This window comes from Chitinophaga sp. G7 BAM 1005 (genome assembly GCF_057126945.1).
Genome location: NZ_CP181478.1, coordinates 3,133,411 through 3,156,858 on the forward strand (window position 1 = coordinate 3,133,411; position 23,448 = coordinate 3,156,858).

Below are 23,448 nucleotides of genomic sequence, written 5' to 3' on the forward strand. Positions count from 1 at the left end.
TAAACTATTTCGTCAGTGATAAACGCGCCGATTGGAGGGATTCAAAACGCGCGTTGTTGTTATATTGTTTTACAATTTCGGCAAACCGGCCGGCATTAGGATAGCTGCTCCAGAAAATTTTCTGCTTCATCCTCGCGTCTTTCGACAGGTACAAACGGCCACCATACTGCAGTACAATCTCATCCAGTTCATCCAGGAATTCAAATAAACCTTTACGGATCGGGAAGTCCAGCGCCAGGGTGTATCCTTCCATCGGAAAGGAGATCAGGCTGTCCTGTTTACCAAACACCTTCAATACCGCCAGGAACGAACCCCAGCCTTTTTCACTGATCCGCTGCAGGATAGCCACCAGGCCATCTTTCTGCTCAAGGGACACCACAAACTGATATTGTACAAACCCGGCCTTGCCATACCCGCGGTTCCAGTGAAGGATGGCGTCCAGCGGATAAAAGAAGGGTTCATACGGGATTACCTTATGCATCACCTTTTTATAATTCTTCCCATAGTATAACCAGTTAAACGCTTTCACGGTAAAAGTGTTCAGTGCAAAGGAGGGGAGGTTGAACGGCAGGGTCAGTTTTCGTTTAGCCGGGAGGGTAAGCGGAGCTTTCTGTTGTGCTGCATTAAGCTCTTCCGGGGTGGCATGCTCACCAACAATCAGGATACTCCGGCCAAAGGAATCGCCCTTCTGGAGGCAATCGATCCAGGCCATAGAGTAGGTATAGTGTTTATATTCATCAAACAGGCGGATCACTTCCTCCAGGTTTTTAGCCTTCAGTTGTGTTTGTCGGATATAGGCAGTGGCTATTTTTTTGAGGCCGAATTTCACACGGGTAATCACCCCGGTAAGGCCCATGCCGCCGCAGGTAGCCCAGAAAAGATCTTCATGTTGTGTGGCGGAACAGCAAATGGTTTCGCCGCTGGCGGTTAATACATCCATATCAATGATATGGCCTGAGAAGGCGCCATCTACATGGTGGTTTTTTCCATGTACATCGGAGGCTACTGCGCCGCCTACGGTAATATATTTGGTGCCGGGTGTTACAGGTAAGAACCATCCTTTCGGAACAATAATATCCAGTATCTGGTCCAGCGTTACGCCTGCCTGTACATCCATGATTCCGTTGGCCGTATCAAAGGAAAGCATCTTATCATACTTCAGCATGGAAATGGTGTGCTTTCCCAGGGATGCGTCGCCATAACAGCGGCCATTGCCCCGCGCAATCATGTGGGTATTGGCCACCACATATTTACGAAGCTCATCTTCCTGGGTAAAAGCCTTTTCGTCGCTGTCAACAGCAGGGAAGTTCCCCCAGTTAGCTAACCGTGTTTGCATTATTCAAAAAATGTTTTATCTGTCGGTAAATAAATTAATACATAAAAACTCAGGACCCACAGGAAGATGGTTAATTGAATAAAACGGTCTTTATATAGGATTTTGGTTGGAGAACCAGTACTGTTCTGTACGTAGGTTATTTGCAAATATCGTAATAATCCGCCAATTACAAACAGGGTGGTGTAATAAAGGCGGTAGGTATGAAATCTGGCCTGGGTTTCAGGGGAAATCGTATACATCAGGTAAGCTACTATGATAACAGCGGAAACAAGCGCCAGCATGACGTTCAGGAAATCCATGTTGTAACCGCTCGACGCTTTGCGCATATCTATCCCGGAATCCTGTTTGATCAGGATATCGTCACGGCGTTTGGCAATAGCCATAAAAAGAGACAACAGGAATACCATAATCACCAGCCACTCCGATAACGCTACTTTGGCGGCCACACCTCCGGATTTAACCCGCAGCACAAATCCGGTCGATACAATTATAATGTCGAGGATCGAAATATTCTTTAACCCCAGGCAATACAGGATGTTTAACACAAAATAGATACTCAGCACAAAAACGAACTTTTCACCCACCATAGCGGCGAACGCATAGCCGCCGAAAACGCAGATGATAAAGAGGGCGAGGGCGGCCGGCCGGCTGATAGCCCCTGAAGCCAGGGGGCGTTTGCATTTTACCGGATGGAGGCGGTCTGCCTCAATATCGCGGTAGTCGTTCAATATATAAATACTACTGGCAATGAAACTGAAGGCAAAGAACCCTACCAGGACATCAAGCAGTTTATCAGGATGAAAGATCTCGCCCGCAAAGAACAGGGGAATAAACAGGAAGGCATTCTTTACCCAGTGTTTGGGTCGTAGCAGCTTTAAAAATTTCACGGAACCTGGAGTTGTTTGGTATGTTATACGGGTCTAATTTACAATTTATTCAATTACTTTTGCAGCTATTCATATTACTGAATAGTCAGCAATTACAGCGAATCCCAATCTACTATGCCCAAATTTTCACTGAAAGGCCGTCGGCCGGCCATTGCCGAAAGCTTCATTATCATCGCACTGGCCCTGGTGCCGTTATTTGTAACATTCCCGTACCGTGTTAATATTTTCCTCTCCTGGGAAGGCGCTTACCGGATATCATCCGGCCAAATTCCCTTCCGGGATTTTGGCTCACCACTCGGCTATGGCTTCTGGATCTTCCCGGCCATCTTCTTTAAACTATTCGGACCGGAACTCATTTCCCTTGTAAAGGCGCAGGTGCTCCTGAATATCATGGCCGGCTTTGCTTTCCGTTCTATCCTGAAAAGCATGGGCGTACAGCCTGGTGTCAGGCTCCTGTCGGTGCTGGTATTTGTATTATCCTATTCCTTCTTTAATTTCTGGCCCTGGTATAATCATACGGTAATTGTATTTGAACTGGTAGGACTCAGCTTCCTGTTCCGGTCCTTCTTTTCGGATAGCCGTTTACGCAGTTACCTGTGGATGTTTGGAGCTGCCTTCTTTATCTTCCTCTCTGTTTTCACCAAACAGGACGGCGGCGGAATGGCGTTTATGCTATGCCTGCTGTTCCTGGCGTATAATAGTTTTCAGACCCGCCGCTGGCTGGACCTGCCCATCTTTGTAGCCATGTTCGCCGTGATTGCTGCCATCATGATCCTGCCCCTGATGCCGGGATTCGGGTACTGGTTTAACCACGGGCAGCCACCACACAGCTCCCGCCTGGCCTTCAACGATTTTACCGATGAAATATTCGGCAATTCCAACTGGATCAAGGCATATGTAGTGCTGGTGGTGCTGTGTATTGTGGCAAAAGTGAAAGCATGGGGCGGCTGGCTGCAGCAGCGCCGGGAGGTACTGTTTGCATTGCTTACGCTGGGTATGTTGGGCGAAGCCGCTATCTTCCAGGTAACGAGCTACACGCCGCCGGATAATAATATCTTCTTCCACAGTTTTGCGTTTGCGTTTATTGCTTCTTATTTATTGGATCTACTGAAGATAAATATCAACTCGTTCCGCCCGTTGCTCGGAGCTGCCTTTCTCGTGCTTTTCTGGTGGTCTGGTACCTGGTGGAAATATATAGGCCGTTTCACCGACCGTTTGTTTCCGGCGCAGGAAACAGTGGCGATGGGAACTCCCGGTCATGAAAATGTAGTGAACCGGCATAACTTTATGTTGAATACCGACACTACCGATGTGCCGGTATCGTCCTGGGTGTTTTCCGATCTCCGTCCTTTCCGTAAAATATATATGCCTGCTTCCACGGTAAAGGGAATGGAGAAGATCATGGCGCTGCCGGTGGTGGCCGAAAAGAAAGGAGATATCAAAGTACTGAACATGTCGGAGCTTACCCCGCTGGCGGCAGCAATGCCTTACAAACTGGAAACCGGTCCCGATTACCCGTTATGGTATCACCTGGGAGTAGGGATGTTTAACAGGCAGCTGGCCACCTTTACCCAAAAGATACGCGACCATCATTACGACCTGGTGATCTATGAATATGCCCCCAACTTAAACAACTTTTATCCCTTTGCATTGAGGGGTGAACTGAAGCAACATTACCACCAGGTAGACAGCTTTCTCGCTCCCAGAAGACCTACTAATGCAATTATAGAAGTATATGTTAAATAAATAATGTATCTTGTAGAACGAAATAACGAAAATAACGTCGCCCGGTAATCACCAGGTATTAAAATACTATTATTATTACTGGTAAAACAGCTCTTACGGGAGCTGTTTTTAGTTTTATAACAAATTGATTATTAATATTTAAATAAGCAGGTATTTAAGTATTGTTTCAAGTAGATGAATACCCTGTTTTCCCCCCATTTATTATTAACCAGTAAAATAACTTTTACCGGTTAATAATAAGATTTACCTTTACGCAAAGTACCAGAAATGGTCAGGAGAAATTCATCGTAATCAGTATAATCAGTTTAATCCTGAGAAAGACAAAATCGTATGTCAGCTCCCAAATCTATCACATCACTCCGGCTCGACGGCGGTATCCTGTGTCTTGATTTTGTGAACACCATCGACAACCGGAAGAAGGGAATACCGCTCGACTATCTCAACGGTTTCAAAGAGCTGTTGCAATGGTATGGTCATACCCGTGCTTTATCTCCCAAAACTATCCATACCCTCGAACGGCTGGCGAAAGATTATCCGCAAAAGGCGGCAGTGGTTTTCGGGAAAAGCATCGCTTTGCGGGAGTTACTGCACCGGTTGTTTACGGCAGGCATTGCAAAAAAGCAACCCTCCGCGGCCGACAGTATGCAGTTCAATGCGTATATCGGGGAGGCATACGCCAACATTGAAATCAGCTGGTCGGCCGGCGCGGGCGCCTTGCAGTTCAACGCGCCCGCATTGGAGCAGGTGTATTGGTGGCTGGTGAAATCGGCAGTGGAATTGTACACCTCCGGCAAACCGGCGGAAGTAAAAGAGTGCCCTGCCTGTGGATGGCTTTTCCTGGACAAAAGCCGCAACGGTTCCCGTAAATGGTGCAGCATGAGTACCTGCGGGGATGTTAGTAAAGTAACCCGGAACTATCAGCGTACCAAAAGAAAGAAAACATGAACAAGAAGATAGGCCTGTTATCCTCCAAAATGATCTTTTGCCTGCTGGCCGTATACATCATCTGGGGTTCCACCTACCTGGGCATGAAGATAGCGACGAAAGTGGTACCGCCATTTCTGTTATCGTCGATGCGTTTCCTCGTAGCGGGCGGCATCCTGCTGCTGGTAGGCTGTTTGCGGGAGAAAACATGGCCCGGACGCCAGCAGTTTATCTCTGCCTGTTTTATTGGCGTGCTGCTCATAGGTATCGGGAATACCACCGTAGCGCTGGCCGTACACTACATGCCTTCCGGGATTGTGGCGCTGATAGTGGCCGCCATGCCAGCCTGGATCATGGGCATGGACTGGGCCTTTTTCAGCAGGCAACGCCCTTCATCTATGACCATGCTGGGAATTATAGTAGGGTTTATAGGACTGTTCCTGTTGTTTAACCCTTTTGCCCACCATGAAGCAAGACAATTTCCTTTGTGGCCCGTTATCGTTATCGTGGCAGGAAATATCTGCTGGGCAGTAGGAACCCTGTTGGTACAGCGGCTCCCCATGCCCACGCAAATTACCAGCACCGCCATCCAGATGCTGGCCGGTGGCGTTTTCTCCCTGTTGATGAGCTTTGTGCTTGAACCCGGTGGCCTCAGCACTTTACCTTTGATGACCGCCGAAGCCTGGCAGGCATATTCCTATCTTGTACTGATCGGTTCTCTGGTAGGATACACCTCTTATAGCTGGCTATCAAAGAATGCGCCGCCACGGCTCACGGCCACCTATGCTTATATTAACCCCATCGTAGCCTTGTTCCTGGGATGGGCTATCGGTAATGAAGCCATTACCTCCCTGGTAGGTATTGCCGCCGCCATTGTCATCTGCGGCGTGGTGCTGATGACGCTCGGGCGTAAGTCGTAACAGGGTAGTGGAGATATTTCCACTTCCTTTTCCCCCTGATAATGATTATCTTGCATTTTCACACATGTACAGGTGTAGCCCTTATCCGCTCCGGATAAACCCTGTTGATGAACCATAGCCATTGTAGCAGCATTGTATTTATTTATATATGTAGGTTCCGCTCTTTGGGGTGCATTTTTTGTTTTGTTGGGTGCTATTCCAATTGAATGTAATTAGATAATAGATTATATAAACTGACTATGCGAAAGACTATTATTGTATCGAACAGGCTGCCAGTAAAGATTTCGGAAACAGAGGGGGACTACTCTCTTCAACCCAGCGAAGGGGGCCTGGCAACGGGTTTAGGCTCCATCTACCGCGAAGGAAATAATATCTGGATAGGCTGGCCGGGACAGGAAATCACAGACCAGAAAGAACAGGAGAAAGTAACAAAAAAGTTGCGCAAGATGAACCTGATGCCGGTATACCTGTCACAGGACGAAATCAACAACTTCTACGAAGGCTTTTCTAATGAAACACTGTGGCCGGTTTTCCACTATATGGCTGTTTATGCCCACTATGAACAAACCTATTGGGATGCCTATTACCAGGTAAATAAAAAATTCAGGGATATTATTATGAAGGTAGCAGAACCCGGAGACACCATCTGGATTCACGACTACCAGCTGTTGCTGTTACCAGGAATGATCCGCGCAGAGATGCCGGAAATCTCCATCGGCTTCTTCCAGCACATTCCTTTTCCTTCGTTTGAATTATTCCGCCTCATCCCCTGGAGGGCCGAGATCCTGGAAGGGATGCTGGGCGCCGATCTGATGGGGTTCCACACTTTTGATGATACCCGCCACTTCCTGAATGCTGCCAGCCGTATCCTGCCGGTGAACACCACCGCCAACGTAGTGTCTTATAACGACCGCGCCATCGTAGTGGAAACATTCCCGATGGGAATCGACTATAACAAGTATGCAGAGATGGGCAGCGACCCGGAAGTACTGCAACAGATAAAAAGCCTGAAGGAGAACTTCCAGAACGACCGGCTCGTACTATCTATCGACCGGCTGGACTACAGCAAGGGAATCCTGCAACGGCTCCAGGCTTTTGAACTGCTGCTGCAACTGCATCCCGAATACATAGGGAAGGTGGTATTGTATATGATCGTGGTGCCTTCCCGCGACCAGGTGCCACAGTACAAAGAGCTGCGCGACGAAATAGATAAACAGGTGGGAAATATTAACGCCCGGTTCCGTACACTGGCCTGGCATCCCATCCAATACTTCTACCGTTCGTTTCCGCTGGAAACATTATCGGCCCTCTATAATTTCGCAGACATTTGCCTCGTAACACCTATGCGCGATGGCATGAACCTGGTAAGCAAGGAATACGTAGCCAGCCGGAATAACAACGATGGCGTATTGATCCTGAGCGAAATGGCGGGAGCATCTAAAGAACTGATAGATGCCATCATCGTCAATCCAAATAATATCGGCGCCATTACCCGCGCCATCGTGGATGCCCTGAACATGCCGCTGCCGGAACAACAACGCCGCATGAAACAAATGCGCACCGTGGTAGCCAAGTTCAATATCAACCACTGGGTAAAGCTGTTTATGACCCGCCTGCAGGAGGTAAATGAAATGCAGCAAAACATGCTGGCCCGCCGTGTAAACCAGGAAACGGCCGTATTGATCCGGCAACAGTATTTCAACAGCAAAAAGCGGATCATCTTCCTGGATTACGATGGCACACTGGTTGGTTTCCAGCCCAACATCGATATGGCATCTCCGGATCCTGATCTGTACCAGCTGCTGCGGGAGCTGGCGGCCATACCGGGAAACGATCTCGTAATGATCAGTGGCCGGAATCATGATACGCTGGGTGAGTGGTTTGGTCATCTGAAACTGGATCTCATCGCAGAACACGGCGCGTGGCAAAAAACAAAAGCAGGGGAGTGGTACCAGTTACCCGGTCTCACCGACAAGTGGAAAAAGGAATTGCTGCCTATCATGGAACTGGCTACCGACCGTACACCCGGTGCTTTCATTGAAGAAAAAAGTTTCTCGCTGGTATGGCATTACCGTAAAGTAGAATCGGGGCTCGGCGAATTACGCGCCAATGAACTGATGAACACTTTGCGTTACTTTACAGTGGAGAAAGGATTACAGGTATTACCCGGCGACAAGGTAATAGAAGTAAAGAACATAGAAATCAACAAAGGCAAGGCCGCATTGAGCTGGCTGAATCATAAGAAATACGAGTTTATTATGGCGATGGGCGATGATGTAACAGACGAAGACATCTTCAAAGCGCTTCCGCATAAAGCCATTACTGTTAAAGTGGGCAGCCAGGTATCTGCCGCGCAGTATTACCTGCGAAGCTATCATGAGGTGCGGCATCTGCTGAGAACATTACGCAACAGGGAAAGCGTTTAAATAAGAAAAGGAGGGGAGCACAAACTCCCCTCCTTTATTATATGTATACATAACTATAAAAAAATGGGGGTATCCAGTTTCATAGCAATCCGGTAGGCGGCATTCATCAATCCCACATGACTGTATGCCTGCGGGAAATTCCCCCACTGGCTACCGGTATCAGATTCCACGTCTTCGCTGAAAAGCAGCAGGTGATTGGAATATTGCAGCAGCTTACCAAATTCCCGCTTGGCATCATCCAGCCGGCCTACGCAGGCCAGGGCTTCCACATACCAGAATGCACACACGAGGAAAGTAGTTTTGGGCTTACCAAAATCATCGGAGTGGCGGTAGCGGTAAAACAATCCTTCCGGTGTTTTCAGTTCTTTCTCCAGCGCAATGAGGTGATCGCGGGCCCGTTCAGAGGCCGGATCCAGGTAGTTCATCATAATGAGCTGGAGGGTGCTGGCATCCAGGTGCTGACTGCCAGCTGCGTTGGTATATACTTTTCTTACCGGGTCGTAGCAGCTCTCAATATGAGCCGCAGCGCGGTTCTTCAATGCAATTGCCTGTTCCAGCAACGACTCGTTTCCAATGGTGCGGGCCATCTTTTCGGCGGCTGCGCAGCCTGCCCACTGGAACAGGTTCGTATAGCAATGAACGTTAGCCATATTCCTGAACTCCCAGATGCCTGCATCTTTTTCGTCGATCGTTTTTTCTATCTTCTTCAGCAGCAGTTCAATCCACCGGTCAGAATCTTTTCTTTCAGAAAAAATAAATCGGTGGTCAGTATATAATGGAAGCATGGAAATAAGCACCTGTCCATATATATCGTTCTGGATATGCTCAAATGCCTGGTTGCCGATACGCACCGGTTTATTTCCCATGTAGCCGTCGAGGTGTGGCAGGATGGTTTCCGATAAGGTTTTCTGGCCGGTAATTCCATACAGCGGCTGGTACCGGAAGTCGCCGGAAAAAGAGATATCAGTGATGTATCCGAAGTACCGTTCCATTTCTTCAAAATGGCCGATGTGATTCAGGGCGGTGATAATATAGTAGGTATCGCGCATCCAGCAATAGCGGTAGTCCCAGTTACGCCCGCTTTCAGGAAACTCGGGTAAGCTGGTGGTACTGGCTGCAATGATGGCGCCGGTATCTTCGTACTGGTGTATTTTCAACGCTAAAGCAGAGCGGATTACATAAGGCTGGAAGTAATTGGCGATGGAAGAATGCTTGATCCAAGTTCTCCAGTACGAAATAGTTTCCCGGAGAAAACGTTCTGCGGTACTGGCTAATGGAGCTTCGAGCGGATGCCCGTAGGTAAGGATCAGGTACCGGGTATCATTCAGCACAAAAAATTCGCCGTCAATCAGGTAACTGACAGGGATGTTGGTAGTGAGACGGATGTTTTCTTCGCAGCCCGTAAATTCAATATGACTGCTACCTCGCATTGGACGCAGCTTTGACGCGCCATAGTCGCAGGTAGGCTCACATTTTACCTGGATCCGCGGAGAGCCTTCCAGTGGTTCTACTATCCGGATCAGCATGAGCGGTTTAAAAAAACGTTCGTACTGGAGGAAGCGCGGGGCAAAATCGGTTACCCGGTAGCTACCCTCCGTGGTAGTAATTTCAGTACACAATACATTGGTGTTTTCCAGGTAATACTGATGAGAAGAAAAATCCGCTTCCGGTAAAACAGAGAAGGAACCGCCATTCTTCTTATCAAGCAGTCCGCCGAAAACAAAGGAGCTGTCCATGCGCGGCCAGCAAAGCCAATCGATGTTTGTATTCTTGTTAATATGCGCCAGAAACGCACAGTTGCCAATAAGTCCTGTCTGATAGGTGTGTCTTTCCATATGGGCCTTACGTTTGTGTTTTGAATTACATTTTTCTACTGGAATTGTTCATCCCCCGGAACAAAAGCTGTTCCAATAATGTATCCGGGACAATTATTAACAAAACATATTCCTGTTGTATTCTTGGTGGAAACCCTTATTTTTAAGTATAAAGTTCCACAAAGATGCAAACATTGAAAAAGCAGCAATACCTTCCTTATTTTATGGAGCCGGTAAACAGTGGTGATACCAAAACCTACCTGCTGGCGGGAGATCTGGGAGGCACCAAAACAAACCTGGCCTTGTTCAGCAGCGGGAATGGAGAACTGGATCTGATAAAGCAGGAGAAGTATGCTTCGCGTGATTATCAGAATTTTTCGGAGATGATTAAGCACTTTCTCAGTGGATGTAACGATACTCCACCGCAGCGTATATGCATTGGCGTAGCCGGGCCTGTGGTGAAGGGAAAGGTGGAACTGACCAATCTGAGCCGGGAGCTGAGCGAGGAGGAAATCCGGCAGAGCACGGGGATCCACACCGTGGCCCTGATCAACGACCTGGAAGCTACCGCCTACGGATTAGCTACCCTATCACCGCAGCAGCTTATCACCCTTCACAGGGGCGCGCCGGATCATACCGGGAATATGGCCATCATAGCGCCGGGTACCGGGCTTGGTATGGCTGGGCTGTATTGGGATGGCCAGTATCATCACCCGTTTCCCACGGAGGGAGGCCACACCGATTTTGCGCCCAGAACAGACCTGGACATTTTATTACTCAGGTACCTCCAGGAAAAATATGACGTAGTGAGCTGGGAGCGTCTTATCAGCGGCCCGGGTATCAACGATATCTTTGAATTTCTCCGGGATATAAAAGGTATGGACGAACCCGCCGAATTGCGGGCTGCAATGAATGCCGGCGACGCGGCTGCTGAAATCAGCAAAGCTGCAATAGCCGGAAGGATTCCTGTTTGCATAAAAACGATGGAGCTGTTTGTACGTTACCTTGCCAGGGAATCCTGCAACCTGGTGTTGAAAATGAAAGCCACGGGCGGCTTGTTCCTGGGTGGTGGAATCCCGCCAAAGATAGCGGTGCTGCTGGAAACGGGCGAGTTCTATCATCATTATATGCAGGGCGATCGCATGGCTGAATTACTGGCCAGTGTACCCATCCACATCGTGAACAACGATAAATCCGCCTTATGGGGCGCTGCATTTTATGCCGGATTATTAAAAGAATAAACTTATTTTTGGGAGACAGATAACAGGAAATGGTGTCTTCCTGACCCAAACCGTCAGCCCAGGGCTGTCTGATGGCGCCTACAAATATTATAATGGTAGCAAAGCTGCCATATAACACTGCTATTTGTAGGATATGAAACAAACGAAATCTTTGCTGGAACAATTGTCCGTGGCTAATCAATTGCTGCGCTGGACCTTATTGGTAACACCGGTTGCCATTATTGTAGGATCTTTAGTAGCCTTGTTTCTTTGGCTGCTGGATGTAGTAACAAGCCTGCGTATACAGCATGAGTGGCTGATTTTTGGTTTGCCGCTGGCGGGCATACTGGTTTACTGGCTCTATCGCATTGGCGGAAGCGATTCAGAGAAAGGCAACAACCTGATCATGGAAGAGATCCATCAGCCCGGTGGCGGCGTACCCGCGCGTATGGCGCCACTGGTATTGATCACCACTATCATCACCCACTTGTTTGGCGGCTCCGCCGGACGGGAGGGAACAGCAGTGCAGATTGGCGGCAGCATGGCCGGTTTTATAGGCAAAAAACTGGGGCTACCGGCGCCGGATATACGAATTTTACTGATGACAGGGATTGCCGCGGGATTTGGCGCTGTATTCGGTACACCGCTTACGGGAGCCGTGTTTGCGCTGGAAGTACTGGCCATCGGCGTAATGCGGTATGATGCATTGATACCCTGTTTAATTGCCGCCGTTTTCGCAGACATCGTATGCACCTCATGGGGTATTGAACATACCCATTACCATATATTCTATAAGGGCAATCCCTTCATGAACTGGCTTCCTTTTGTTCACCGGGATCTCTGGTTATTGGCGAAGGTAATTGTAAGCGGTGTGTTTTTTGGATTGAGCAGCCTCTTATTCTCCAAACTCATTCATAACATCAGGTATAACGCAAAGACCTATATTAAAATACCCTGGATGATTCCGGTGGCAGGTGGCGTAATGATCATATTGCTGACTTATGTAGCGGGAACCACCGATTACCTGGGCCTGGGCGTCTACGGTAAAAACGTTAGTATACTGGCAGCCTTTGATTCTAATAGTCATATTAGCGACTGGAGTTGGCTCTGGAAGCTGGTTTTCACGGCTATTACCCTGGGAATGGGATTCAAAGGGGGAGAGGTGACACCCCTGTTTTTTATAGGCGCCACTTTAGGCCATACACTGGCGCTGATATTCAATGCACCGGTAGATCTGTTTGCAGGATTAGGTTTCATTGCTGTTTTCGCAGGCGCCACCAATACACCCATTGCCTGTACTTTAATGGGTGCTGAATTATTTGGCACCGAACACATTTTATACTTCGCGGTGGCTTGCTTTACGGCTTATTATTTCAGCGGCCACTCTGGGATTTATGGCGCCCAGCGACTGGAAGTAAGAAAGTTGCACTAACAATTTTGTCAGTACCATATTCTTTTGTCGGCAGCTTTTACATTTGCTGGATGACAAACATAACAGGCATGCACCATGTCGCCATCCAGGCGAAAGATTATAAGGCTACTATTAAATTTTATGAGTCGCTGGGACTAACCTTGTTCCACAGCTGGACTTTGCCGGAGTTCAATATCGAATACGCTGCGCTAATGCGCATTCCCGGAACCTCTTCCTTTGTGGAGATATTTGACAGGGGAGCGAATGTTGCTACCCAGGGCCGTCGTGCCCAGGACGGCGAAACACCGGTGGCCGGAGCTTTACTTCATTTTTCATTTACTGTAAAAGACGCCACGGCGGCTTATCACGCTGATTCTGTTATGCTTTAATCTCAGGGGTTAGCATTCAGCGATGTGGTGAAGTTAACCACGCTGATCGTAGATCATAATGAAGAAAAACTGCAAATCTTCACCGAAGAATCCCTGCGTCGCTGGGCAGATAAAAAGTTTCCTGCGAATACGTTGATTCCCGTTCCGCGACTTGCGCTGGATGGTATGCTGGTGGAAATAGATGCGACTGCAGTGAAAAGATAAGTCGTTTGCGCTGGCGTCAATGCTGGCGGACTGCCTGTAAATATTTCGCGCAACTCAGATTAAAGCCGTTTGAATGGGAGTGAACAACTCACTCTTATTCAAACGGCTTTTTCGATGCGGATCCTGAAAACCCAATCCCGCTGTAGATGCGAAATCCCACCGGATATACGGATATTATTTTTATACGCGATTCTCAGAGAACTCATTTTTAAGTAATTATCACATTTTAAAGGGTCGAAAGACGCCTGGCTTATTAAGGACTAGTATTCTTTATAAAGGATCCAGATTAATCTTATAATTTATATTATGTTAAATAAAGAAATGGACTACGGCATTTAGATCTGTAATCTATCTTCTTTAGGCAAAATTCTAAAGGCAGTAAAAGAATTGGTTCAGAGCACTCCCCCATTAACAGGCAGAATTTATTCGCACGCCAAACGACGAAAAGTACGGTGAAATGTCTCCGCAACTTTAGGCCCAACCACACCGTTATACGGTTGCCGCGGCCGGCTGTTTACTTTTTACATTGATAGTGGTACGGTTGATGTATGGCGTTAACACAATCAACAGCATCAGTATCAGTATGAGAATGCCCATTAGCTCATAATAATCCATTGCATACTTCAAGAAAGCCTGTTTCTGTATAGCTTTATCCAGCAGCCCCGGCGCCAGCTTTGCTGCCTGGTCTGCCATCAGTCCGCGTGATTGCAATGCCGACTGGTACGTATACAGCCGCTCCGCGAGGCCATTATCTGCTTTTGAAATCCCGTCGCTGAGCCGCATGGTGTGGATTTTAGTAAAATACAGGGAGCTGTAATTGATAAGCGCAGAACTCATTCCAAAAAAGGTGAACCGGACAAACACTCCTGCCGTGGAAGCCGACACACTGATACTTTCCGGTACCGAGGAAATGATGAACAGCACAATGGGTGTAAGCAGCATTCCCGCCCCGCTACCCTGGATAATCAATGGCAGTATAAAGATCGATTGGTCCGCCTCAGACGTGAAAAGGAAATACATAGCGCCATGAAAAATCAGTAAGAGGAAAAATCCCACCAGCCAGATGAATTGTAATGGCCGCTTTTTTATGACCAGCCGCCCGGCAACAACAGTGCCTATCAAATTGCCCACGAGATTATAGCCGAGCAATTCGTAAGTATGTATGGGGTCCATACCCAATACTGTGGAGAAAAAGCTGGTGGTTACATTGAACGATCCCCTGATTAGGTAAAGCCCTCCCAGTAACGTGATGCCAAACAGGAATCCCCTGGATTTAAACACCTCCATATTAATGAACGGCCGTTTGCTGTAACGCTGCCTTATTACAAATACAGTAGTCAGGAAAATAATTCCCGCAATGCTCCACACTATCCGGCTGTCCTGCAACCAATAATATTGCTGTCCGTAAATCATCACATATCCCATCAAAATGAGCATGGGCGCATATATTACAAAGCTGGTCCAATCCAGTTGGTACAGCGGCGTTTTACGGACCAGATGCACGCGGTTCATTAACAGCAACAATAACACGGCACCGGGAATAAAGGTGTATATAATCATCTTATACAGCGCATTGTATTCATAATCATCCACCAACGGTGCTGTTACCAGGGAAGTTAGTGAGCCGGAACAAAGGATCATGCCATAGAAAATGGCATATCCTGTTTCACGTGCGTGCTCCGATTTCAATCTGCTGAACAGCAATGTTAAACAGATGCTGGTAACCCCGCAGTTCAAAATGCCTTGTAAAAAACGGCAGATAAAAAGTACAGATACTTCCCTTGTATGATAACAGCAGTACGTAACAATTACCTGCAGCACCAGGCAGATCAGGAAATATTCTTTAGTGGCAATACGGCTGAAGAACCGCTTCTCCAATGGTGTAAAAGCCACCAGGGCGGCATAATACACCAGCATCGAAAATTGGATATCGGATGGTTCTGCGCCATAAAATCCCGTTGCTGCGTTCACGTTAGCCGTTGATAATGCGAACAGCATCACCGTTGGAAATAATACCAGTAAGATCGTGAGCCGGATCAGCCATTCGGGTACCCAGGAACGGAATGTCTGTTTACTTTGCCCCATGATTATTTACGTTCTTTTGCAATGGATACATTCACATTCATTCCAGCGGAAAGTTGTTTTAGTTCTTCAGGGGTACCGTTGAGGCGTATACGAGCCGGGATCCGTTGCGCTATTTTCACGAAGTTGCCTGTGGCATTGTCTGGTGGTAACAATGAAAAACGGCTGCCAGTAGCGCCGGACAGCGATTCAATTTTCCCCGTGAACGTGGTTCCCGGGAAAGCATCCACTGATATATGCGCGGTTTCGCCTATGGTCATATGTCGGATCTGTGTTTCCTTGAAGTTGGCCACTACCCACTTACCGGCTTCCCAGTCCACGATGTAGACCAGTACCTGTCCGGCTGAAACCAGCTGTCCGCGTTGAATGGTACGACGTCCCATTTTACCGTTATAAGGCGCCGTGATAATTGTATAGGAAACGTTGAGGTCATTTTTTGCCACCACGGCCACTCTCCTTTTGATTTCAGCTGCCAGCGCGCGCTGTTGTATGCTGACATCATTGATCTTTGCGAGGGAAGCCTGGTACGCATCGAGCGCGGTATTATACTCCGACCGCGCCACTGCCAGCGCCGCTTCTACACTTTCCAACTGCTGTTTGGTAGCGGATTCCACGTCATATAATTTTTTATAACGATCGTATTCCTGCTCCTGATGCGTTTGTTTTGCTTTTGCAGCGGCAATCTGTGATTGATAAACTTTGGAAGACCGGGCGGTGGTGGAAACATTACTTTCCAATATGGATACCTGCGCTTTGGCATTCATCAGGGAAGCTTCGGCTTCCTGTTGTTGCGCCGCATATTCACTGTTATCAATGATAATCAGGGTGTCGCCTCTTTTTACTTCCTGATTTTCTTCATACCGGATCTCCTGTACATATCCGGTTACTTTAGCTACAACAGGATTAATATATTCATCGATCTGTGCGTCATTTGTTTCCTCAAACTTCCATTGATGCAGCAACGTTTTTATTCCCCATATCACCAGGAATACCACTACAACCAAAGCTATGATGGTAGTGATACGGGAAATAAGCCTGTCGGTTTTGTTGGTAGTAGTGTTAGTGTTCGTCTTGTTCATATATTAAAGGTTGCCTGTTGCTTTCAGTAATTGATAGTATTGTAACTGCGCTGTTACCTGTGCGGTGGTAAGATCAAAGCGGGATTGCAGCAGCTGCGTTTCTGCATCCAGCAGGTCGGTCAGCAGTGATAACTGGTTGAAGTAAGTATTATTTACAATGCGGAAGTTCTCTTTTGCCTGGATCACATTGTTGTTAGCTACATCTATCCGGGTGATAGCCTCAGTATAATGCAGGTAGGCGGACTTCACCTCTTGTCTTACCTGGTCTTTGGTATTAGCATGTTCTATCTCCTGCCGTTGCAGGTTAATCTTTGCTTCCTGTTTCCGGTGTTTGTTCTGATAAAATGCGGAGACAGGTATTCCTGCTTTTACGCCTACCTGTCCTAAGCCATAAAGTGCGATGGAGTAAGGATAAAAGAGGATCTGCGGATACGTATAGGCGTATTCAGCATACAGTCCTGCTTTAGGCAGGATATTGCTCTTTACATCTTTCAGTTTCAATTCACTCAGGGCTGTTTCCTTTTCTGAAATCTTAAAGGCAAAAGAATGTTCATAGGCATCTGCCAGGTAATCTTCGTAGGTGCGTGCAGGTAGTATCAGCGTATCCGGTGCTACGATGTTGTCTGTGCTGTCGGGTTGCCCGATCATGATGTTCAGGCGCTGGTTGGAGATCAGGATGCCGTTCCTTATTTCCAGCAGCGTCATTTTCTGTTTGGAGAGTTTCAGCTCCGCGCGTAACAGGTCGCTTTTCAGTACCACGCCGTTTTTGTTCAGCTGCCGGATCTCTTCCAGCTCTTTTTCCCGCTCGGTAATATCCTGCAGCAATACTTTTTCGTACATGCGTCCACGATAGATATCGAGGTATATGGCGGCAGCTTTGTACCGGATTTCTGCAGCCGTGAGGTTCTTCTGCTCCTGCGCCAGTGCTGTTTCGGTTTGTCTTACTTTAATTTCGCGGGTAGTTTTACCTCCGTTATATACGTTGAGATAGGCATCTGCGCCAAACTGGTAGTAACCATGCACTACCGGGTATTGCGTGGGACTATTGAGCAAGCCATCTTCATAAATAGCCAGATTAGAAACACGGGCATACATACCATTGGCCTTTACTTCTGGCAAACGCTCATCCCTGGCGGCTTTGGTCCGCTCATCCATGCTCTGCACACTGAGATATTGCATCTGCAACTGCCGGTTATAGGTTGCTGCTTTATTCCATACATCCGTTAACGTTAGGGTGTTCTTCTCAGGGTTCTGACTAGTGGCAGTTTGCGTAGAGAAAAGCGTTAACATGACTGCCCTTCCAAGCCACTTATTAATAATTGTAGACATATTTATAGTGATGAAGATGCAAAGTTCCGATCCAGCCAGTTAATTTATTTTCTATAAATTGCCATAAAATTGTTAGAACCGGCCAAATGAAAGATACTAATCCACGGCTTATACTGGAAGATGTTGATGCCATCCCGGAGTCCGCGTATATATGGCACTGGAAAACAGAACATCACTTTTCCCTTCATAAGCATAATAAAGGACAGCTGACCTATGTGGAAGGTGGCGCGGCTTTCCTGTACACAAAGGACAAAACTTATTTTCTGCCCGCCCGTCATTATATGTGGGTGCCGGCTGGTGCGGAGCATTATTTTCAGCACAGGTACCCGGCTAACTATGTACGCACTATTTATTTCTTTGGTGAGCCGGAAGACAGTGAACATCCTTTTTATACCAAAACGGGCATCTACCCTGTCAGTAATCTCCTGTTGGAAATGATCCTGCATACGGCTGCCTGGGATGGCGACATATTGCCGGGCGACAAACGCTTTGTTTTTATCAAAGCCATTAAATACATGCTGCCGGCAATCAGCTCGGTGCCGCTTCCCATTACCTTACCCACTACCGATAATCCCCGGCTTCAACCGGTTTTAAAGTATATAGAGGAGAATCTTGGCGAACCACTTACCCTCGAAACGGTTGGCCATGAATTCAACCACAGTGAACGCACACTCACACGCCTTTTCCGCTCCACAATGGATATTTCTTTCTTTCAATACCTGAAACTGGCCAGGATGATTAAAGCAATGGGTTATTTGCTGGAAACAGAGAAAACGATCAGTGAAATAGCCTGGGATACCGGTTACAACAGTGTTTCCGCATTCAGTAATACATTCTTCAAACTGGTAGGTAAAAGACCGAGCGACTTTCAGCCATAACCCATTCATCCGAATATGCTTGATTTTTTGCGGCAATTGCACAATCTTTAAGTGCAATCAAGATCCGATCCATGAACGTAACAAGAAATCAACTATGGCTGCCGCTATTGCTGGCAGGCACTATTAGCCTGCAACTAAAGGCGCAGCAGAAGAACGGTAAAGCTAATCCCACTGCCAGAGAAGAAACGCCACCACAGAGGTCAGTGGTACTGAACCCGGATACGGCAATTACCACCTTCCATGAAGTAACGGTAAAGGGTCTGAAGATCCCTTATAAGGCCATTGCTGGTACCCAACCCGTATGGGACCAGGATGGCAAAGTAATGGCGGGGCTCTTTTATACCTATTATGAAAGGACCGATGTAAAAGACCGCGCAGCAAGACCACTGGTCATTTCTTTTAACGGCGGCCCCGGTACCCCATCCGTATGGATGCAGATTGCCTATACCGGCCCCCGGCTACTCAATATCGATGACGAAGGATACCCGGTACAACCCTATGGCATACACGAAAATCCGGAAACCATCCTGGATATCGCAGATATCATTTATATAGATCCGGCCAACACCGGCTTCTCCAGGCTTGTGGGAAAAGATGTACCCCGTGAAAAATTCTTCGGAGTAAATGCAGACATCCGTTACCTGGCAGAATGGATCAACACTTTTGTATCCAGGCAAAACAGATGGGCTTCTCCCAAATACCTGATCGGTGAAAGCTATGGTACTACCCGTGTTTCCGGCCTGGCGCTGGAATTACAGAATGCCCAATGGATGTATCTCAATGGCGTGATCCTCGTATCCCCCACCGAACTGGGTATTTCCCGTAATGGCCCTGTGGATGCGGCATTGCGGCTTCCTTACTTTGCCGCCACCGCATGGTACCATAAAATGCTGCCACCGGATCTGCAACAGAAAGATCTCACCGCAGTGTTACCGGAAGTAGAAAACTTCACCATCCATGAATTAATACCGGCTATCAGCCAGGGCGGATTCCTGGAAGATCAGCAAAGAAAGAATATCGCAGCAAAGATGGCCCGCTACTCCGGGTTGTCAGAAAAAGTGATCCTGCAACATAACCTGGATGTACCACCGAATTTTTTCTGGAAAGAATTACTGAGAGATAAAGGGTTTACAGTAGGCCGGCTGGATTCCCGCTACCGGGGCCTCGACCGCGAAGATGCAGGCAACGGCCCTGATTACAATGCGGAACTGACTTCCTGGCTGCATGCGTTTACGCCGGCGATTAATATCTACCTGAGACAGGAACTGAAATTCAGCACCGATCTTAAATACATGATGTTTGGGCCGGTACATCCGTGGGATAAGAACGGCGACAATACCGGCGAAAACCTCCGCGAAGCAATGGCTGCCAATCCCTACCTGCACGTAATGATCCAATCGGGCTACTACGATGGCGCCTGTGACTATTTCAATGCCAAATACAGCATGTGGCAGATGGATCCGGGTGGAAGGCTGAAAGACCGCCTCTCGTGGCGCGGCTACCGCAGCGGTCATATGATGTACCTCCGGAAAGATGATCTGACAACAGGCAATAATGATATCCGCGATTTTATCCGTGCATCCCTTCCTAAAAAAGGACAGGCAGCGAAATACTAATCCGGATTGGATAAAAAAAAGCAGCAGTGACCTTGTCGCTGCTGCTTTTTTTTATTGATTTCCATCCGGCGCCACATATTCGCTTACCCGCATAGTCAGCGTGGTCAAATAATATAGTTTCCTTATTTTCACGCCGTTATTGGTTAAATAACCGGAACAACTCCCAACCGCCAAAAGCTCAATCATGATTGACAAAATAAGAATCAGGCGAATATTAATCTATGCAGCCAAATGCGTAACCGGCGTACTGGTAGTGCTTGGTCTATCGTGGTTAGTAAATTACAACGACATCATCTGGGTGCTTATTTCCGTGATGCTGGTGCTATCACCGGATGGATCAGACGCAGTAACGTTGGCGGTTACACGTATTAAGGCAAATGTGGTGGGTGGTATATCGGGGTTCCTGCTGATATTGGTGCATCCGAATATGTTACTGATGATGAGTACTTCTGTATTTGTTACTGTGGTGATCTGCAACCTGCTGAACCTGGAAGCGGCTACGCGTACGGCGTTGGCGGCCACTATTATTGTAATGACCCACGAGGCTGGTGAACATGTATGGGATACTGCGGTGGCGAGGGTACTGTCTGTGTTAGCCGGTTGTTTGCTTGGATTGCTGATTACTTTCATCTTCCATAACCGTTATACAAAACAAACTGCTGAAATGATCCTTCCGAAACCCGACCGCGGCGGGGAATAAAATAATACAGATTTGCTTCAGAATCGGCCTTTATTTTTGTTGCTATAAGGACTGATGCATGAAGAAGATGATATTATCAACAGGTTTGGCATTAGGCGCCCTCTCCTGTTCTTATTGTGCTGATGCACAGGAAATAGATTCTCTGCCTGCCGGAAATGATGCTATCCGTTTCACGTATCCTGTACAAAAGAGCCAGCTGCCTGCCTGGCAAACAAAACAGTTTCATACCAGTGTTACTGGTATTGCCGTTCCGGCGGCGATGATCGGTTATGGCGTACTTGCGCTCAACAATCCAACCCTCCGGGACCTGAACGCCACTACCAAGGCGGAAATCAAGGAAGACCATCCTCTATTCCGCACCCATATTGATAACTACCTGCAGTATGCTCCCGTTGCAGCTGTTTATATCCTGAATGCCGCCGGTATACAGGGAAAACATAACCTGCGCGACCGCACCATCCTCCTGGGTATTTCTGCGGTGATTACCGCCAGTACGGTGGAAATTGTAAAAAATGGTACGCATGAAGACCGGCCGGATCACTCCGATTACCTGTCCTTTCCTTCCGGGCATACAGCCACGGCTTTCGCTGCCGCAGAATATCTCCGGCAGGAATACAAAGACGTATCTCCCTGGTACGGCGTGGCGGGCTATTTAGCGGCTACCACCACCGGCGCGTTAAGAATGTATAATAATAAACACTGGCTCAGTGATGTGGTAGCCGGCGCCGGAATAGGTATACTGGGTACCAAAGCGGCCTATTGGATGTACCCCTGGATACAACGACAGCTCTTTAAAGATCCTGCACGCTCCACAGATAAGGTAATCATGCCTTATTACAACCCGCAATTTCACAGCGCTGGCCTCAGCTTTATCTTCTTTCCCCACTAAACAACTTGATAAGTATAAAACATGTCATAACGCCTATATAGCGCCATGATGCTGCATCTCTCCCGGATGTGAAAAATACATATATTAAAATATTAATTGGAGTGTTAATTAAAGAATACATGGGGGTTAACCCCTAAAGCTGACCTGGTTACAAACACCTGTTTTTGGCAATTCAGTAAAGTTGCAGGTTTATCCTGAGAAATTTTGTGATTTAATTGTTAACGTGAAAAAAAAATGTCCATTTTTGCACCAGGCCCCGTGGAAAACCAGTGATCTGTGCAAAATATCGTACTTTCATTAACATAGAATTTACAGTTGCCTGTGCCGGACCCGTTATTTTTGCATTATCAATATGATAATAATTAAAGCCCTCTGACCTGCAAACGACTCAAAATAAAACTGATCCCGTGTTTACCAAACCCATCCTCAAAAGCTGTTAATTATGTATGTTCCGGTAATTATTTTCTTCTTTTTCACGTTGTGGTACATTCATTTCCGAACCCAAAGCTTTCGCAGTGCGTCTTTCAAAGAAAAGAAATTAAAGCCTATAGCGGGAGAAGATGCCATTCATGCCGTCAGGATAATAGGTGTTTCCAACAGTGTATTCAGCGTATCCAAATATCTCCGCAGTGTAAAGAACCTGTCGGACAAACGGTTTATGACCGTGGCGATTGACCAGGTGATCACTACCACTATGGGAACCACCCACCAGGCCCGCCTCATCGAAAACCTCGCTCCCGGAGAAGAACGCCGGCTGGGACACACCGATCATGTGAGGGAAGGGAAATACCAGATCTACATCGGGTATGAAATACTGTGGGCACGGTACACTCCTGCCCCTGTATGGCACAAAGAAAAAGACACCGAAATGACATCTCCCGCAAAACTATATAATGAAATGCTCACGCAGCACCAGGACTCGCTGATACAGGAAATGGAGGACAAAAAAGATTTATTGTCCTGACAGCTGTGCCGTTTTACCCCTGAAGATGCTTAACCAAACCATAGAGAAGAAAACGCCCAAGGTAGCGCCGGCGGTAACATCTTCCAGGAAATGCTGGCTCATATACATCCGGGAATATCCCACCATCATAGCCAGTGCCAGGTATAACAGCGACCAGTACTTATTTTTTGCGTAATAGGAAAGCACAGTAGCTGCCGTAAACGCACATACGCTGTGCCCTGAAGGAAAGCTCCTGAAATTATCAAGTACAGACACACCGGGTACAAAATAAATTTCCTGTAAACGGCTGGCAAAATAACGGTGCGGACGGGGAAAGCCGATCAATGATTTCAGTGTGAAACTGATAGCTGCAGTAAACAGGTAGGCAGTAGCCATCATAGCGCCGGTACGCCGGTTAATAACCAGCAGCAGCAATGAAATGAGTACTGCCGCTGAAACGCTTCCCAGCTCTGTTATCCGGGGAAACAGGAAGTCGCCCGCAGGCGTATTCAGTTTATTGATAAAGAAATATGCATCCTGACGACTAACCACCAGCCGCATTATCAGCACCGTGATTACTAAGACTGCAAATGGCCATACCAGCCATTTCAGTTCCTGGTATACTTTAATGAAATTTTTCAGAAAGGCATTCATG

The 23,448-nt window shown here is 47.4% G+C and carries 19 protein-coding genes, 1 pseudogene and 1 riboswitch; of the genes and pseudogenes, 13 read left to right on the plus strand and 7 right to left on the minus strand.

The genetic code is table 11. The features are described from left to right. Positions 1-4: 4 nt before the first annotated feature. The gene (locus ACMXI2_RS12375; RefSeq protein WP_483781882.1) at positions 5-1,336 is read right to left on the minus strand and encodes an FAD-binding oxidoreductase; all 1,332 of its coding nucleotides are present in this window, start codon (positions 1,334-1,336) and stop codon (positions 5-7) included. Continuing rightward, complete coding sequence (locus tag ACMXI2_RS12380) at positions 1,336-2,223, minus strand: decaprenyl-phosphate phosphoribosyltransferase (RefSeq protein ID WP_483781883.1); 888 nt, start codon at positions 2,221-2,223, stop codon at positions 1,336-1,338. The genes ACMXI2_RS12375 and ACMXI2_RS12380 overlap by 1 nt, the downstream gene beginning before the upstream one ends. A gap of 114 nt (positions 2,224-2,337) precedes the next feature. Between ACMXI2_RS12380 and ACMXI2_RS12385 the strand changes: the two genes are divergently transcribed. From ACMXI2_RS12385 to ACMXI2_RS12400, 4 genes are all read left to right on the plus strand, one after another. Next, a complete protein-coding gene (locus ACMXI2_RS12385) occupies positions 2,338-3,969 on the plus strand; it encodes a hypothetical protein (RefSeq protein ID WP_483781884.1) in 1,632 nt (543 codons plus the stop codon). Between the two features lie 330 nt (positions 3,970-4,299). Next, on the plus strand, positions 4,300-4,914 hold the full coding sequence (locus tag ACMXI2_RS12390) for a CGNR zinc finger domain-containing protein (protein WP_483781885.1): 615 nt from the start codon (positions 4,300-4,302) through the stop codon (positions 4,912-4,914). Further along, positions 4,911-5,813 carry an EamA family transporter gene (locus ACMXI2_RS12395; RefSeq protein ID WP_483781886.1) on the plus strand — a complete coding sequence of 301 codons (903 nt, stop codon included), beginning with the start codon at positions 4,911-4,913 and terminating at the stop codon, positions 5,811-5,813. The genes ACMXI2_RS12390 and ACMXI2_RS12395 overlap by 4 nt, the downstream gene beginning before the upstream one ends. A 239-nt stretch (positions 5,814-6,052) precedes the next feature. Continuing rightward, positions 6,053-8,239, plus strand: a complete 2,187-nt coding sequence (locus tag ACMXI2_RS12400; RefSeq protein WP_483781887.1) for a bifunctional alpha,alpha-trehalose-phosphate synthase (UDP-forming)/trehalose-phosphatase — start codon at positions 6,053-6,055, stop codon at positions 8,237-8,239. Between the two features lie 53 nt (positions 8,240-8,292). Here ACMXI2_RS12400 and ACMXI2_RS12405 read toward each other — a convergent pair whose 3' ends face one another. Beyond that, entirely contained in the window at positions 8,293-10,074 is a 1,782-nt protein-coding gene (locus tag ACMXI2_RS12405; RefSeq protein WP_483781888.1) for a glycoside hydrolase family 15 protein, read from the minus strand. A gap of 164 nt (positions 10,075-10,238) precedes the next feature. Between ACMXI2_RS12405 and glk the strand changes: the two genes are divergently transcribed. From glk to ACMXI2_RS12425, 4 genes and pseudogenes are all read left to right on the plus strand, one after another. Beyond that, positions 10,239-11,294: a glucokinase gene (glk, locus tag ACMXI2_RS12410; protein WP_483781889.1), complete on the plus strand. Its 1,056-nt coding sequence runs from the start codon at positions 10,239-10,241 to the stop codon at positions 11,292-11,294. A gap of 16 nt (positions 11,295-11,310) precedes the next feature. After that, positions 11,311-11,382, plus strand: a riboswitch (Fluoride riboswitch). Positions 11,383-11,427: 45 nt separating this feature from the next. Then, entirely contained in the window at positions 11,428-12,705 is a 1,278-nt protein-coding gene (locus ACMXI2_RS12415) for a voltage-gated chloride channel family protein (protein ID WP_483781890.1), read from the plus strand. A gap of 50 nt (positions 12,706-12,755) precedes the next feature. Beyond that, entirely contained in the window at positions 12,756-13,073 is a 318-nt protein-coding gene (locus ACMXI2_RS12420; protein ID WP_483781891.1) for a VOC family protein, read from the plus strand. A gap of 15 nt (positions 13,074-13,088) precedes the next feature. Next, a pseudogene (locus ACMXI2_RS12425) lies at positions 13,089-13,277 on the plus strand (RidA family protein); the annotation flags it as partial. A gap of 489 nt (positions 13,278-13,766) precedes the next feature. On the opposite strand, the gene ACMXI2_RS12430 reads toward ACMXI2_RS12425, so the two are convergent. From ACMXI2_RS12430 to ACMXI2_RS12440, 3 genes are read right to left on the minus strand one after another with little or no spacing between them, the layout of a single operon-like run. After that, positions 13,767-15,362, minus strand: a complete 1,596-nt coding sequence (locus ACMXI2_RS12430; RefSeq protein ID WP_483781892.1) for an MFS transporter — start codon at positions 15,360-15,362, stop codon at positions 13,767-13,769. A gap of 2 nt (positions 15,363-15,364) precedes the next feature. Next, positions 15,365-16,438: an HlyD family secretion protein gene (locus ACMXI2_RS12435; RefSeq protein WP_483781893.1), complete on the minus strand. Its 1,074-nt coding sequence runs from the start codon at positions 16,436-16,438 to the stop codon at positions 15,365-15,367. A 3-nt stretch (positions 16,439-16,441) separates the two neighbouring features. Further along, complete coding sequence (locus ACMXI2_RS12440; protein WP_483781894.1) at positions 16,442-17,767, minus strand: TolC family protein; 1,326 nt, start codon at positions 17,765-17,767, stop codon at positions 16,442-16,444. A gap of 86 nt (positions 17,768-17,853) precedes the next feature. On the opposite strand from ACMXI2_RS12440, the gene ACMXI2_RS12445 reads away from it, so the two are divergent. The 5 genes from ACMXI2_RS12445 (at position 17,854) to ACMXI2_RS12465 (ending at position 22,814) form a co-directional block, all read left to right on the plus strand. After that, entirely contained in the window at positions 17,854-18,645 is a 792-nt protein-coding gene (locus ACMXI2_RS12445) for a helix-turn-helix domain-containing protein (RefSeq protein WP_483781895.1), read from the plus strand. 71 nt (positions 18,646-18,716) lie between these two features. Beyond that, positions 18,717-20,261 carry a S10 family peptidase gene (locus ACMXI2_RS12450; protein WP_483781896.1) on the plus strand — a complete coding sequence of 515 codons (1,545 nt, stop codon included), beginning with the start codon at positions 18,717-18,719 and terminating at the stop codon, positions 20,259-20,261. 184 nt (positions 20,262-20,445) lie between these two features. Next, positions 20,446-20,961: an FUSC family protein gene (locus tag ACMXI2_RS12455; RefSeq protein WP_483781897.1), complete on the plus strand. Its 516-nt coding sequence runs from the start codon at positions 20,446-20,448 to the stop codon at positions 20,959-20,961. Between the two features lie 58 nt (positions 20,962-21,019). Beyond that, complete coding sequence (locus ACMXI2_RS12460) at positions 21,020-21,850, plus strand: phosphatase PAP2 family protein (RefSeq protein ID WP_483781898.1); 831 nt, start codon at positions 21,020-21,022, stop codon at positions 21,848-21,850. 442 nt (positions 21,851-22,292) lie between these two features. Beyond that, positions 22,293-22,814, plus strand: coding sequence for a hypothetical protein (locus tag ACMXI2_RS12465; RefSeq protein WP_483781899.1), 522 nt, complete (start codon positions 22,293-22,295; stop codon positions 22,812-22,814). On the opposite strand, the gene ACMXI2_RS12470 is transcribed toward ACMXI2_RS12465, so the two are convergent. Further along, the gene (locus ACMXI2_RS12470) at positions 22,803-23,447 is read right to left on the minus strand and encodes a phosphatase PAP2 family protein (protein WP_483781900.1); all 645 of its coding nucleotides are present in this window, start codon (positions 23,445-23,447) and stop codon (positions 22,803-22,805) included. The genes ACMXI2_RS12465 and ACMXI2_RS12470 overlap by 12 nt on opposite strands. Between the last annotated feature and the right edge of the window lies 1 nt (position 23,448).

Excerpts from the sequence above, each read along its gene's own strand:
- glk (WP_483781889.1), top strand. The coding sequence starts at position 10,239 with ATGCAAACATTGAAAAAGCAGCAATACCTTCCTTATTTTATGGAGCCG.
- ACMXI2_RS12440 (WP_483781894.1), bottom strand. The coding sequence starts at position 17,767 with ATGTCTACAATTATTAATAAGTGGCTTGGAAGGGCAGTCATGTTAACG.
- ACMXI2_RS12375 (WP_483781882.1), bottom strand. The coding sequence starts at position 1,336 with ATGCAAACACGGTTAGCTAACTGGGGGAACTTCCCTGCTGTTGACAGC.
- ACMXI2_RS12445 (WP_483781895.1), top strand. The coding sequence starts at position 17,854 with ATGAAAGATACTAATCCACGGCTTATACTGGAAGATGTTGATGCCATC.
- ACMXI2_RS12405 (WP_483781888.1), bottom strand. The coding sequence starts at position 10,074 with ATGGAAAGACACACCTATCAGACAGGACTTATTGGCAACTGTGCGTTT.
- ACMXI2_RS12385 (WP_483781884.1), top strand. The coding sequence starts at position 2,338 with ATGCCCAAATTTTCACTGAAAGGCCGTCGGCCGGCCATTGCCGAAAGC.
- ACMXI2_RS12465 (WP_483781899.1), top strand. The coding sequence starts at position 22,293 with ATGTATGTTCCGGTAATTATTTTCTTCTTTTTCACGTTGTGGTACATT.
- ACMXI2_RS12400 (WP_483781887.1), top strand. The coding sequence starts at position 6,053 with ATGCGAAAGACTATTATTGTATCGAACAGGCTGCCAGTAAAGATTTCG.
- ACMXI2_RS12430 (WP_483781892.1), bottom strand. The coding sequence starts at position 15,362 with ATGGGGCAAAGTAAACAGACATTCCGTTCCTGGGTACCCGAATGGCTG.
- ACMXI2_RS12455 (WP_483781897.1), top strand. The coding sequence starts at position 20,446 with ATGATTGACAAAATAAGAATCAGGCGAATATTAATCTATGCAGCCAAA.
- ACMXI2_RS12420 (WP_483781891.1), top strand. The coding sequence starts at position 12,756 with ATGACAAACATAACAGGCATGCACCATGTCGCCATCCAGGCGAAAGAT.
- ACMXI2_RS12450 (WP_483781896.1), top strand. The coding sequence starts at position 18,717 with ATGAACGTAACAAGAAATCAACTATGGCTGCCGCTATTGCTGGCAGGC.
- ACMXI2_RS12395 (WP_483781886.1), top strand. The coding sequence starts at position 4,911 with ATGAACAAGAAGATAGGCCTGTTATCCTCCAAAATGATCTTTTGCCTG.
- ACMXI2_RS12435 (WP_483781893.1), bottom strand. The coding sequence starts at position 16,438 with ATGAACAAGACGAACACTAACACTACTACCAACAAAACCGACAGGCTT.
- ACMXI2_RS12390 (WP_483781885.1), top strand. The coding sequence starts at position 4,300 with ATGTCAGCTCCCAAATCTATCACATCACTCCGGCTCGACGGCGGTATC.
- ACMXI2_RS12460 (WP_483781898.1), top strand. The coding sequence starts at position 21,020 with ATGAAGAAGATGATATTATCAACAGGTTTGGCATTAGGCGCCCTCTCC.
- ACMXI2_RS12470 (WP_483781900.1), bottom strand. The coding sequence starts at position 23,447 with ATGAATGCCTTTCTGAAAAATTTCATTAAAGTATACCAGGAACTGAAA.
- ACMXI2_RS12415 (WP_483781890.1), top strand. The coding sequence starts at position 11,428 with ATGAAACAAACGAAATCTTTGCTGGAACAATTGTCCGTGGCTAATCAA.